Here is a 12,324-nt window from a genome sequence, read left to right as displayed (position 1 = left end):
AGGCCAAATCGTCGGAAACTTCCTCCCATCGCAACACCACACAGCCACACGAGAGGACTTTTCCATGACCCACGCCGCCCCCGTCTCCGCACCCGCCTCCGCTGTCCTGGCGTTCCCCGCGCCCAGCCCCGAGCAGTCGCGGGACTTCATGGCCGCCAAGCTCAGCTACCACGCCGATGCCTGGGACGTGGCCGAAGACCTGCGCAACGGCATCGACGCCATCGTGGTGGTCGACACCCGCTCCACGGCGCATTACGAACAGGGCCATGTGCCGGGCGCCATCAGCTTTCCCCACCGCACCATGGACGAGCAGAGCACGGCGCACCTCGACCGCAGCAAGGTCTACGTCACGTATTGCGACGGCATCGGCTGCAATGGCTCGACCCGGGGCGCGTACAAGCTGGCGCGGCTGGGCTTCACGGTCAAGGAGATGCTGGGCGGGCTGGACTTCTGGATCCGCGACGGCCAGCCTGTAGCCACCGGCCCGGAGCGCGGCGCCATGCCGTCGGCCCGCCCCGCCATCGAGTGCGCATGCTGAGCCATCCGCCGCATCGCACCGGCTGGACCCTGCGCGCCGCAGGCGCCGCTGACGCGCCCGCGCTGGCCGACCTGTGCGCCGCCCACGCGGCGTACGAGCGCATCCCGTACAGCGCCGACGGCCATGCCCACCGGCTGGCCCAGGGGCTGGAGGCGGGGCGGTTGTTCGCCTGGCTGGGCTATTGGGGTGAGCAGGCAGTGGGATATGCCAGCGCCACGCTGGACTATTCGACTCTCGCCGCGCGCTCTTACCTGCATCTGGACTGCCTGTACCTGGAGCCTGAAGCGCGTGGCTGCGGCCGGGGCGCCGAGATGATGGCCGCTGTGCGGCACCGCGCCCAAATGCTGGGCTGCGAGGCGATGCAGTGGCAGACGCCCGTGTGGAACGAGGGCGCCATCCGTTTCTATGACCGCCTGGGCGCCACGCGGCTGGCCAAGCAACGCTACACGCTCGTGTGTGGGTGAGAAAGCCCCTGGGCCACCGGCAGCCCCGGGGGGCTTTCTACAATCGGGGGATGAAAACGCTTGCCTACACCCGCGCCGCGCAACTGCCCGACATCCTCGCCCAACGCATCGTCATCCTCGACGGCGCCATGGGCACCATGATCCAGCGCTTCAAGCTGGGCGAGGCGCAGTACCGGGGCGAAGGCTACAACGGCCCGGATGGGGCAGGCGACCGGTTCAAGGACTTCCCGCGTGACGTGAAGGGCAACAACGAGCTGCTCAGCATCACCCGGCCCGATGTGATCCGCGACATCCACGAGCGCTACCTGGCCGCAGGCGCCGACCTGATCGAGACCAACACCTTCGGCGCAACCACCATCGCGCAGGAGGACTACAAGATGGCCGACCTGGCGCGCGAGATGAACCTCAAATCTGCCCAGCTGGCCCGCGCCGCCTGTGACAAGTACAGCACGCCCGACAAGCCCCGCTTTGTCGCAGGCGCCCTCGGCCCCACGCCCAAGACGGCCAGCATCAGCCCCGACGTGAACGACCCCGGCGCGCGCAATGTGGACTTCGAGCAGCTGCGCGCCGCTTACTACGAGCAGGTGGAAGCGCTGGTCGAGGGCGGCTCCGACGTGCTGCTGGTCGAGACCATCTTCGACACGCTCAATGCCAAGGCAGCGCTGTTTGCCATCGACGAGTTCTTTGAAAACAGCGGAGAGCGCCTGCCCCTCATCATCAGCGGCACCGTCACCGATGCCTCGGGCCGCATCCTCTCGGGCCAGACGGTCACGGCCTTCTGGCACAGCGTGCGCCATTCCCGCCCGCTGGCCATAGGCCTGAACTGCGCCTTGGGTGCCACGCTGATGCGCCCCTACATCCAGGAGCTGAACCGCGTGGCCGAGGACACCTTCATCAGCTGCTACCCCAACGCCGGCCTGCCCAACCCCATGAGCGACACCGGCTTTGACGAAACGCCTGAAATCACCAGCCGCCTGGTGCATGAGTTCGCGGCCGAGGGGTTGGTCAACATTCTGGGCGGCTGCTGTGGCACCACGCCGGACCACATCGGCGCCATCGCCAAGGCAGTCGAGAACGTGCCCACCCGCAAGATGTTCTACCCAGCAGAAGCCTAGAGTAGCTGCCCCCCTGAGTCGCCTGCGGCGCCTTCCCCCAAGGGGGACGCCGCCAGCGCGGCGGGGCGGCCCTTGCGCGGCGGCCTTTGGTCTGGGCCGCGCCGGTTTCGCGCGCTGCGGGTTTTGCAACGCCCACCCAAGGGTGAGAGATTCGCGCTGAATGAACGGTTTGTAGGAAAATTGGCACCTGGCGCTTGATGGTCAAGCGCCAGGTGCTATCTAATTAATAGCAATTGTTGCCGCTCTGAAGTGCGGCAACGCAGTGCCGTTCCAGGCAGCCCACCATGATCGACAACGCTATCTTGCCCGCCGACACGGCACCTGCCGACGATGCTGCTCAAAAAGCCGCCGCCCACGCCGCGCTCAAGCTCGAAAAGCGCCTGGTGCGCCAGGTCGCGCAGGCCATCACTGACTTCGGCCTCATCGAAGACGGTGACAAGGTGATGGTGTGCGTGTCGGGCGGCAAGGACAGCTACGGCCTGCTCGACGTGCTGCGTATGCTGCAGCAGCGCAACGGCAACAAGTTCGAGCTGATCGCCGTCAACCTCGACCAGAAGCAGCCCGGCTTTCCGGCCCATGTGCTGCCTGAATACCTGGCCCAGGTGGGCGTGCCCTTCCACATCGAAACGCAGGACACCTACAGCGTCGTCAAGCAGCACATCCCCGAAGGCAAGACCATGTGCAGCCTGTGCAGCCGCCTGCGCCGGGGCATCCTGTATCGCGTGGCCGACGAGCTGGGCGCCACCAAGATCGCGCTCGGCCACCACCGCGACGACATGCTGCAGACGTTCTTCTTGAACATGTTCTTCGGCGGCAAGCTCAAGGGCATGCCACCCAAGGTGCAAAGCGACCGGGGCGACCACCTCATCATCCGCCCGCTGGCCTATGTGGCCGAGGATGACCTCACCCGCTGGGCCGAACACCGCCAGTTCCCCATCATCCCCTGCACCCTGTGCGGCAGCCAGGAGAACCTGCAGCGCAAGCAGATCGGTCAGATGCTGCGCGACTGGCAGCAGCTCTACCCCGGCCGCATCGAAAACATGGCCGTGGCGCTGCGCAACCTGGTGCCCTCGCACTTCATGGACCCGCGCCAGTTTGACTTCAAGGGCCTGGTGCCCAACGGCGTGCAGGACGCCGATGGCGACAAGGCGTTTGATGCCGAAGCGTTTCCTGCGCAGGCCGTGGGCATGCTCGCGGGCCTGCCGCTGATGCCGCGCTGACCTGACACCGACGATTTTTTAGATTGGGCCACCCCATGACCACGCTCAAAGCCCCCGAACTCCTGCTGCCCGCTGGCTCGCTCGACAAGATGCGCGCCGCCTACGACTTTGGCGCCGACGCCGTGTACGCGGGCCAGCCGCGCTACAGCCTGCGTGCGCGCAACAACGAGTTCCGCCTGGAGCAGATCAAGCAAGGCATTGACGAGGCCCACGCGCGCGGCAAGAAGTTCTTTGTGACCAGCAACCTGATTGCGCACAACGACAAGATCCGCACCTACCTGCGCGACATCGAGCCCGTGATCGACTGCAAGCCGGATGCCCTCATCATGGCCGACGCGGGCCTGATCATGATGGTCAAGGAAAAGTGGCCCGAGCAGGTGGTGCACCTCTCGGTGCAGGCCAACACCACCAACTGGGCGGCGGTGAAGTTCTGGCAGAAGATGGGCGTGGAGCGCATCATCCTCTCGCGCGAACTCAGCCTGGACGAGATTGAAAAAATCCGCCAGGAATGCCCCGACATGGAGCTGGAAGTGTTCGTGCACGGCGCGCTGTGCATTGCGTATTCGGGCCGCTGTTTGCTCAGCGGCTACTTCAACCACCGCGACCCCAACCAGGGCACCTGCACCAACGCCTGCCGCTGGAATTACGCCACGCACGACGCCGACATCGACCCCACCACGGGCGAAGCCATTGCGCAAAAGATGGAAGGCGACTTCAACTTCGAGGCCGCGCAGCAAAAGGCCGAGCAGGCCTTCGCATCGACCACCGGCAACGGCGAGCGCCACCCCAAGGCCGACAAGGTCTACCTGATCGAAGAGGCCGGCCGCCCCGGGCAGATGATGCCCATCATGGAAGACGAGCACGGCACGTACATCATGAACAGCAAGGACCTGCGCGCGGTGGAGCACGTGGCGCGCCTGGCGCAGATCGGCGTGGACTCGCTCAAGATCGAAGGCCGCACCAAGAGCCTGTACTACGTGGCCCGCACCGCCCAGGTCTACCGCCGCGCCATCGACGACGCCGTGGCGGGCCGCCCCTTCAACTCCGAGCTGCTGATCGAGCTGGAGGGCCTGTCCAACCGCGGCTACACCGGCGGCCTGCTGGAGCGCCGCCCTAGCAACGACTACCAGAACTACATCAACGGCCACTCGGCCACGCAGCGCAGCCAGTATGTGGGCGAGGTGCTGGGTGCAGAGGGTCAGGCCGATGTGGGCTTGCAAGGGGACTGGGTGCAGGTGGAGACGAAGAACCACTTTGCGGTGGGAGACCTGATTGAGGTGGTCCACCCGAGTGGGAATATCACCGTACGGCTGCAGGAGATGCGCAATGTCGAAGGCCAGCCGGTCAACGTAGCCCAGGGCAGCCCCGTGCGTGTGTGGATTGCGCTGCCTGCGCGCTACAGCGGGGCCTTGCTGGCGCGCGTGATCGAAGCGCAACCGCTTGCACCAGCGGCTGCCGAGCCTGCCCTGGCTGCATAGCCTGCCAGGGCGCTCCTGTTTGCTGTCCGTTGGCTGCTGCCGTTGTGTGAGCAGATTGGACGGCCTACCAGGCGACTATTACATGCACCGTGGCCCAGGCCATGACGCCGTAGGCGCCCATTGCCGCCAGGGTGGTGGCCTTGGATGCTTGGCGGTCTCGCAGCAAGACCCAGAGCGCAAGGAAAGACATCGCATACATCACCGCAGACAGGATGTAGGCCTCGGGCGCCGGTACGAAGGTGGACGGCCCGCCGCGCCGTGGTGATGTCGCAAAGCCTGCGTGGGCCACGATCAGCGATCCGCCCAGCAGACCCAGCACCGCGAGCGCGGCGATCGAAATCTTGGCGGGTAGGTTCAACGGGGTAGGCGCTGGCATGGTGAGGGCGCCACAAGGTGGCGCGGTTGTGGGGTCGGGCTTCGGGGGGGCGGGTTTTTGGTAAATTACCTTCTAGCGCTTTACTGTATTGGATTTGTTGCTATCAAAATAGAAGTAATTGCCCTGGCGTGCAATCGCCTGCCCGTGTTCAGCCGGGGCACATCGCGCCAGGCTCGGGCTCTTTGCCGATGGTCAACACGTCAAGCACACCGCGCACACCGAGCACATGCTCGATGAAAGCACGACAGGGATGTGAGCTATCCGCCCACACCGCCGCTTTCACCAACACACCCAGAGGGCTCACGTCCTGGGGTTTCCACGACAAGACGGCCAGATTTTTGCGCCGCACCAAGGGCCGCACAAGGCTCGCTGGCACGCAGACGAGCATGTCGCTGTCCGCCAGCATGGCGTAGATGATTTCCGTCGAGCGGCTCGACACGCGACACAGTTCCGGCACCCCGCCTAAATCGTCGAACAGGCTATCCACCTGCTGTGGGCCCAGCCCTGTGAGTGGTGGGCTCAGCCAGCGTTGTGACAGCAGCTCGGCGGACGTGACGATTGCCTGTTGCGCCAAAGGGTGCTCAGGGCGGCAAGCGATGACGAATTCATCCGGCAGCGCGGCGTGAAACTCGAACCCCTGCGGCAGCGGGGTCGGTTCGCGGCAGATCGCTAGGTCCAGGGTTCCTTCCTGGATGCTCTCCAGCAGGTTGTCGATGGTGACTTCGTGAACATCGATGGCGGCGCTCGGGTGCAGGGCGCAGTAGGCCGGAATGGCGGCCGTCAGCAACCCGTTGATGCCCGCCGCGATGCTGCCGATGCGGATCAGCGCGGACGCGGCCCCTTGCTGCATCAGCGCCGCGTTGCCAGCAGCCGCTTGCAGGGGCACCAGCGAAGCGCGCAGCAGTGGCAGAACCGCCTCCCCCAGGCGGGTCAGGCGCATGCCCTTGGCGTGCCTTTCAAAGAGGGCGCCGCCCATAGAACTCTCCAGCTCCGCCAGCGCATGCGTCGCTGCGGGCTGGCTCAGGCCAATGGCAGAGGCCGCGCGGTGCAGGCTTTGCAAATCGGCAATCGCAATCGCCAACTGCAGGTGCTTGAGGCGCACGCGCCCCAGGATGCGATTGAACAGGACGGAGGGCGTCAGGTCTGGCATGTGGTATTCAAAATTTGAATCATGTTGAAAAAGAAGCATTGGCCCTGTGGTGACTGCTGTGCAACGATCGCGTGCCTTCGGGTGGACGCAAGCCTGCCCGGGGTTCATTCAACTAACGAATCTTATTCCCGCAGATGCGCAAGCTAGTGCGCAGGAACTCAGGAGACAAAACCCATGCCGTCATTGCAGCGCCCCACCTTGGGCGAGATCACCTCGCGCCCGTCCCGTTTCCTCATCGCCCCGGTGATGGCCGCCATCTTCGCCATGGGCCATGCCCACGCGGCCGATACCCTCGACACCGCGTGCAAGACCACGGCCGAGTGCCAGGCGCAGGTGGCCAAGATCCAGGGGGTGGTCAAAGGGGACGCCACCAGCGCGCTGTCCAAGTCGCAAGACACGTTCTACTGGTTCGGTCGCATCAACATGGCATCGACGGTGGTGAATGCCGAGCAGGGCATCATCCCCAAGGCCCAGGCGGGTCGCATCGCGCGCGGTGTGGAGCATTCGATCACCCAGGCCACCACACCCGGTGGCAAGCGCCCCACCGACGTGCTGCAGGTCGAAAAAATTATCACGGATGCAGTGGGCCCGGAGGCAACGCTGATCCACACCGGGCGCAGCCGCCAGGACATCCATTCCACCTTGAATGCCGCGCAGTTGCGTCTGGAAATGCTGGACTTTGCCGATGCGCTGGACCAAGTGCGCGCACGGCTCATCACCACGGCGCAGGCACACACCGCCACCTACGTGCCCGCCTACACCAATGGCGTCCAGGCCATGCCCATCAGCTACGGGCACTACCTCATGGCCTGGGCCGATTCGTTCGCGCGCGACTCGGTGCGCATTCGCGAGGCCTATGCCCGCATCAACCTCAGCCCCATGGGCACGGCGGTGCTGTCCAACTCCAGCTGGGGCATCAACCGCGAGCGCTTGGCGCAGTTGCTGGGGTTCGACGGGCTCATCGTGAATTCGCTGGATGCAGGGCAGATCAGCACCTACGACATTCCCATCGAGGCCACGTCCATCGCCAGCTCCACTGCCATCCGCGTGGGGGCCTTCATGCAGGATGTGCACACCCAGTACCACCAGACGCGGCCCTGGCTGCTGCTGGCCAGCGGCAAGACCTACACCAGCAGCGCCATGCCGCAAAAGGCCAACCCCGGCATCATCCAGAACACGCGGGCCAAGGCCAGCGATGTGGTGGCCTCGGCCCAGGCGTCGCTGTGGCGGGCGCATAACGCCACGCCCGGCATGATCGACTACAAGAACACCTGGAGCCCGGCCAGCGCCAAGACCTTTGTGCAGGGCGTGGAGATGCTCCAGCAGTTTGCCGACGTGCTGGACTCGCTGCGCATCGACCCAGCCCGGGCGCTGGACGAACTGGAATCCGAATGGACCACCTCGATGGAACTGGCCGAGGCGCTGCAGCGCAGCCATGGCGTGCCGTTCCGCGTGGGTCACCACTTTGCGTCGGATGTGGTGCTGTTTGCCAAGGAGCGCAACCTTCGCCCCAAGGATTTCCCGTACGCCGAAGCCGTGCGCATCTACCGCGAAGCGGGCAAGAAATACGACCTCAAGGACCAGCGCCTGCCGCTGGGTGAAGCCGCATTCCGCCGCGCTTTGTCGCCCGCAGACATGGTGACCACACGCACCGGCACAGGCGGGCCGCAGCCGCAGGAGGTCACGCGCATGGCGACCGTTGCCAAGGACACCCTGGCCAAAGACCGCGTGTGGTCGGGCGAAGCGCGGCAGCGGCTGCTGGCGGCTGAGGCTGCCTTGAATGCGGCGTTTGAGGGTGTGAAGTCGTTGCCTTGAGTGTGGGCTCGCGGGCTGTGTGCTTCAGACAGGCCGAAGGGCCCGACCGGAGTGGGTCTCCCGAGCGGGCGATACTCACGCCCATCGCGAAGGGAGTCAACACACATGAGCACGACATCGAAAGCCCAGCAACGCTTCCGAGTTCCCGCCGCGTTAGCGGTCGCCATAGCGGCTGCGGCGGTTGCCGCGCTGACGGGCGCCAGTGCGTGGGCCCAGGCCCCGGCTGTAGCACCCGCCAAGCAGCGCTATGTGCAAGGCTCGTGGGTCAACCTGCGCGAGTCGGCTCAATCCCAGGCCCGCATCGTCGCCCAAGTACCCGCCAACACCGTGCTGCAACAGCTCACCGAGCGCGATGGCTGGTGCGCCGTGCTCTATGCGGGCGACGCGCGGCTGGGTCCCCCGTTGCCCGAGCCATTGCAAGCCCACATCGCCTGCAACCTGCTGGCCGACCAGCCCCTCACCCTGGCCCAGGCGGGCAAGGATGCGGCCCGCGCCTTTTGGGTGGCACCGTCACCCAACCGCCTGCGCGCCTACGGCAACGCCCTGCCGCGTCCGCCAGCCCTGCAGCTGCCTGCGCTGGTCAAGAGCCACGCGCATGAAATGCCGGTGCAGTACCCCACCCGAGCTGAGTGGGAAGCTGCCAAGAAGCTCATGCGTACCGGTGTGTTGCTTCGGGCCGAGCAAGAGATCGACCGGGGCCACCCCGTGAACCCGCTGGACGACCTGAAGCTGGCCACCCGTGCCGTGGACCACATCCCTGCCGTGGCCCCTTTGGCCGCCAAGCCGACCTTGCCGACGATTGCCCCGTCGTACTTTCGCAGCCACACCAGCGTGGCCCTGCTGCATGAGACCGATGCCGACGGCCTGGCTGCCGTGGCGGGCGCCCGCATCAGCGTCATTCCTACCGGGGCGCCCGTGGGCCGGTTCAACCGCCACAATGGGCCTGAAATCGAATACATCACCGGCTTCTGGGACGTGGGCTCTGCCGACCAGGCCTTTGCCCCTGCGCTGACCCTCTATGCCATCACCCACCAGGGCCTGGTGGGGGCCCACACCGTGCGCCAGCGCTATTGGGACATCAGCAACGAAGACCATTACTGCGGCGGCCACTACCCCGGCCGCGGGTTCAACGACCCTGGCGAAGAAGCCCAGCCCGTACGCGGCTATGCCAAGCTGTCCGACAGTGCCGAGGTGCTGACCCGCCTGGTGCTGCCCGGAAAGCTGCCGCCTGACGCGGTGAAGGTGAAGACCCGGCGATACGCCACGAGCTGGATGCAGCCCGCCGACCCGCCCATCCGGGACAAGCCCCAGCGCAAGAACACTGCCGTGCTGGTGCACGAGATCGACCTGGACCGCGATGGCATCGCAGACATCCTGCGCATCGACACCCCTTCGCCCGGCGGCATGAGCTTCGAGCCGATCTTTGAATGGCGCTGGTACCTCAATATCGGTGGCCAGTGGTTCCGGGCGGGGCACTGGGTGGATGAGGAGTGCACTTGATGGCTGAGCGAGGTGTGTGGGTGCCTCGACTCATTTTTGCGCTCCCTCGAAAGTCCTGCGATATCTGACTTCGCGGCCAACGATGTTGTCGTTCACCACGAACTCCGATGTTTCCGCAGAGACGAGCGTAAAAGTGGCGTACCGCATTCGTCCGCCAGAAAATTGACGTCCGTTCTCCTGCAGAAATCGGCGTTTGAGGCTTTTCCCGTCATAAGACCATTCGCCAGAAAGCTCAGTGCGCTCTATGCGGCCCTCTGAATTTGACATTGAAATGCTGTCGACGAATTTGCCATCGGCGCCTAGATAGAGCAACCGGAGCGACTTTTCCCCGTCCGTACCATCGTCCCTCAGCCAAGTACCGACTAATTTGCTTCGTGTTTCCTCAATGCGCAAACTATCAGCGTTTTCGCACCCTGCTACGAGAAATAAAGCAGCGATAGATAGGAAAAGAGCACGTGCCATCGACGTTCCTGTGTTGAAAATAATCGTACGCAATGCAGCTATGTGCGGCCGACAACGGGGCAGAGCGACCGTTGCCTTGGCACGAACCGCTCGCATGCAAAGTATCCGATGCGCGTACGGGAAGGCGGAAAATACGCATACCGATTCCGGTTAGACAGCTGCCGTCGTTTGGCTTGTCCTGGTGACCGCCGGTTGCCGCAACAACGCTCCCAGCACCAGTGCCTCCGCCATCACCTCCAACGCTTCTTCCAGCCTAGCCAGCAACTCCGGAACCTCTGGTAACCAGGGCCAATACGGCAGCACCTCGGGCCATTGGTCCACCGCAATGGCCGCTAGCCCCACGGCAAACCCTGCCCACAGCAGGCAGCGGGTGCTGCGGTGGCTCAGTGCCCGGTGCAGCCGGGCCAGCGTGACCAAACCCACCAAGGCCACCGCCAGCATCGGCACCTCGCGCACGGCGCTCCAGCGGCATGCATCCATCCATTCGTGGCAGCGGAACTTCCACAGCTCGTGCAGCATGAACTGTTCGTCCAGCGCCAGCGCGCCGAAGGCCAGCACCAGCCACACACCCAGCCGCCAGGGCAGACAGCGTTCGGCCGTGAGGCGCAGCGCGGTGACGCACAGCGTGAGCAGCAGCGCGCTCGATAGCCACGATGCGGGCGAGTTGTCGGAGCGGAATGCGCGCTCCCAGCCCGGTGAAAAGATCCACGCGCTGAACAGCAGAAATCCCGCCACTGCGCCCAGCAGGGTGGGTGCGACCCAGCGGTGAGGCGCTGGTCTGGGGCCTGGCGTGTTGTCGGACAACGGGAGGGGGGGATGCTGGGGCATGGCGGGGTTTGGAACCACAGGGTGCTGGCGTCGGGCAGGCAGGCAGGGCGATAAGATTTTGAATCAAATAGGCCGCTGGCGCTTTACTGTATTGTATTTTATGCTATTTATTTTATAGCGCATTAATGAGCTGCCGCGCTGTGGGCGGCGCGCCCTGTTCACACTGGCGGAATCGCTACAGAATCGGGCATCCCTTTGCACGTACGGTATGTCCCTCCCCATCGACCCTTCCCGCAACGCGCTTCCGCCCGTGGCCCAGTTTCTGGCCGAGGCGGCGCTGCAGCGGCAGAGCGCACTGCTGGGGCTGGACAAACCCACGCCTGCGCCCGCACCGCTGCCCACGGCCGACCCGAGCGCGCCGCCGCCCACAACCACCTCGCCCAGCCCCCCCGCTGGGCCTTTGCCCGCACCGGCCGACAAGGCCAGCATTTCAGCCCAGGCGCGCGAGCAGTTGGGCGCGGGTTTTGACCCACGGCGCGAAGTAGCGGGTCATGCTGCCGCTTCAGGGGTGAAGGCGGGACCTGCGCCGCGTGGGCCGTTAACGCCGCTGGCGTCGCCCCCACTTCCCGCGGGGGCGCCAACGTCGGCATCCGCCGTGTCCACCCCTTCGGCGGCGTCGTTGTCAGGCGCTGACTGGCCTGCCACGGGGCTGGGTGCGCCGCTGCTGCGTTTGGTGAGCGCGCTCGTGGCGCAGGTCACGGCCCAGGCCGGGGTGCCGCAGCGCGTAGTGGCCGCGCAGCCCTGGCCCATCGGCATGGCGCAGGCGCTGGAGAGTGGGGCGCTGGATGCCGACCAGCCGCCGCTGCAGACCTGGCTGGTACGTCAGGGGGTGGTGTTGACACCCGAGGGGCCGCGCGGGCTGGCGCTGACCTTGCGTGCACCGGTGCCATGGCTGGCGACGCAGGCGTCGCCAGCGACCGGTGCAGCCGCAGCACAGGCCAGCGCAAACGCCAGTGCTGCAGGCGGCGCGCTGCAGGTGCCGTTTGCCGGGGGCGGTCAGCCGCTCCAGTCGGGCGTGATGGCTTTGGTGTTGCAGGGCATGGACACCGCCGCACCGCGCACCAGTGCGCTGCTGGTGCTGGACCTGCAGCCGCAACTGGCCGCCACGGTGTACGGCCGAGACATGCTCCAGCAGGCCACGGGCCGTCTGGACCCGTGGACGCAGATGGCCGTGCTGCAGGCCAGTGGCCAGGTGCCGCGTGAGGACGAGCGTGCGCGCAATGGCGCATCCGGCCTGTGCGAAACGGTGGGCTGCCCCTATGCCGCGCGGGCTGAATGTGTGCAGCCGTTTTGCCTGGCAATGCGCGGCGTGCTGCCGCCCGAACCGGTGGGCCCGGCGTCCAGCGCTTGATGGCAATACGGGTGCCAAGCAAGCTCT

General features: G+C 65.6%; 12 protein-coding genes. 8 read left to right on the top strand and 4 right to left on the bottom strand.

What is annotated here, in order from left to right; all coding sequences use genetic code 11:
- Positions 1-64 precede the first annotated feature (64 nt).
- The 5 genes from C8C93_RS19200 (at position 65) to yegQ (ending at position 4,815) form a co-directional block, all read left to right on the top strand.
- A complete protein-coding gene (locus C8C93_RS19200) occupies positions 65-538 on the top strand; it encodes a rhodanese-like domain-containing protein (RefSeq protein WP_121507941.1) in 474 nt (157 codons plus the stop codon).
- Positions 532-1,002 (top strand): GNAT family N-acetyltransferase, encoded by a 471-nt coding sequence (locus C8C93_RS19195; RefSeq protein ID WP_121508878.1) that lies wholly within the window; start codon positions 532-534, stop codon positions 1,000-1,002. Before C8C93_RS19200 ends, C8C93_RS19195 begins: the two co-directional genes overlap by 7 nt.
- 50 nt (positions 1,003-1,052) lie before the next feature.
- Positions 1,053-2,117 carry a homocysteine S-methyltransferase family protein gene (locus C8C93_RS19190; protein ID WP_121507940.1) on the top strand — a complete coding sequence of 355 codons (1,065 nt, stop codon included), beginning with the start codon at positions 1,053-1,055 and terminating at the stop codon, positions 2,115-2,117.
- A gap of 284 nt (positions 2,118-2,401) precedes the next feature.
- A complete protein-coding gene (gene ttcA / locus C8C93_RS19185) occupies positions 2,402-3,337 on the top strand; it encodes a tRNA 2-thiocytidine(32) synthetase TtcA (RefSeq protein ID WP_121507939.1) in 936 nt (311 codons plus the stop codon).
- A 35-nt stretch (positions 3,338-3,372) separates the two neighbouring features.
- The gene (yegQ, locus tag C8C93_RS19180) at positions 3,373-4,815 is read left to right on the top strand and encodes a tRNA 5-hydroxyuridine modification protein YegQ (RefSeq protein ID WP_121507938.1); all 1,443 of its coding nucleotides are present in this window, start codon (positions 3,373-3,375) and stop codon (positions 4,813-4,815) included.
- A 64-nt stretch (positions 4,816-4,879) separates the two neighbouring features.
- Here yegQ and C8C93_RS19175 read toward each other — a convergent pair whose 3' ends face one another.
- Both C8C93_RS19175 and C8C93_RS19170 read right to left on the bottom strand, forming a co-directional pair.
- Complete coding sequence (locus tag C8C93_RS19175) at positions 4,880-5,191, bottom strand: hypothetical protein (protein WP_147433788.1); 312 nt, start codon at positions 5,189-5,191, stop codon at positions 4,880-4,882.
- 148 nt (positions 5,192-5,339) lie between these two features.
- The gene (locus C8C93_RS19170) at positions 5,340-6,449 is read right to left on the bottom strand and encodes a LysR family transcriptional regulator (RefSeq protein WP_233559511.1); all 1,110 of its coding nucleotides are present in this window, start codon (positions 6,447-6,449) and stop codon (positions 5,340-5,342) included.
- A 66-nt stretch (positions 6,450-6,515) separates the two neighbouring features.
- Here C8C93_RS19170 and C8C93_RS19165 point away from each other — a divergent pair, with 66 nt between their 5' ends.
- Both C8C93_RS19165 and C8C93_RS19160 read left to right on the top strand, forming a co-directional pair.
- Entirely contained in the window at positions 6,516-8,156 is a 1,641-nt protein-coding gene (locus C8C93_RS19165; RefSeq protein WP_121507935.1) for an argininosuccinate lyase, read from the top strand.
- Positions 8,157-8,261: 105 nt separating this feature from the next.
- Positions 8,262-9,656 (top strand): SH3 domain-containing protein, encoded by a 1,395-nt coding sequence (locus C8C93_RS19160; protein WP_121507934.1) that lies wholly within the window; start codon positions 8,262-8,264, stop codon positions 9,654-9,656.
- A 30-nt stretch (positions 9,657-9,686) separates the two neighbouring features.
- On the opposite strand, the gene C8C93_RS25070 is transcribed toward C8C93_RS19160, so the two are convergent.
- Positions 9,687-10,118, bottom strand: a complete 432-nt coding sequence (locus C8C93_RS25070; protein ID WP_147433787.1) for a hypothetical protein — start codon at positions 10,116-10,118, stop codon at positions 9,687-9,689.
- Between the two features lie 150 nt (positions 10,119-10,268).
- Positions 10,269-10,946 carry a hypothetical protein gene (locus C8C93_RS19155; RefSeq protein ID WP_121507933.1) on the bottom strand — a complete coding sequence of 226 codons (678 nt, stop codon included), beginning with the start codon at positions 10,944-10,946 and terminating at the stop codon, positions 10,269-10,271.
- Positions 10,947-11,154: 208 nt separating this feature from the next.
- Here C8C93_RS19155 and C8C93_RS19150 point away from each other — a divergent pair, with 208 nt between their 5' ends.
- Entirely contained in the window at positions 11,155-12,297 is a 1,143-nt protein-coding gene (locus tag C8C93_RS19150; RefSeq protein ID WP_121507932.1) for a hypothetical protein, read from the top strand.
- The last annotated feature ends 27 nt before the right edge of the window (positions 12,298-12,324 follow it).

Source organism: Acidovorax sp. 93 (assembly GCF_003633835.1).
GTDB classification, from domain to species: Bacteria; Pseudomonadota; Gammaproteobacteria; order Burkholderiales; family Burkholderiaceae_C; genus Acidovorax; species Acidovorax facilis.
Note: the sequence above shows the minus strand (reverse complement) of the source record. Positions and strands in the feature narration are given on the sequence as shown.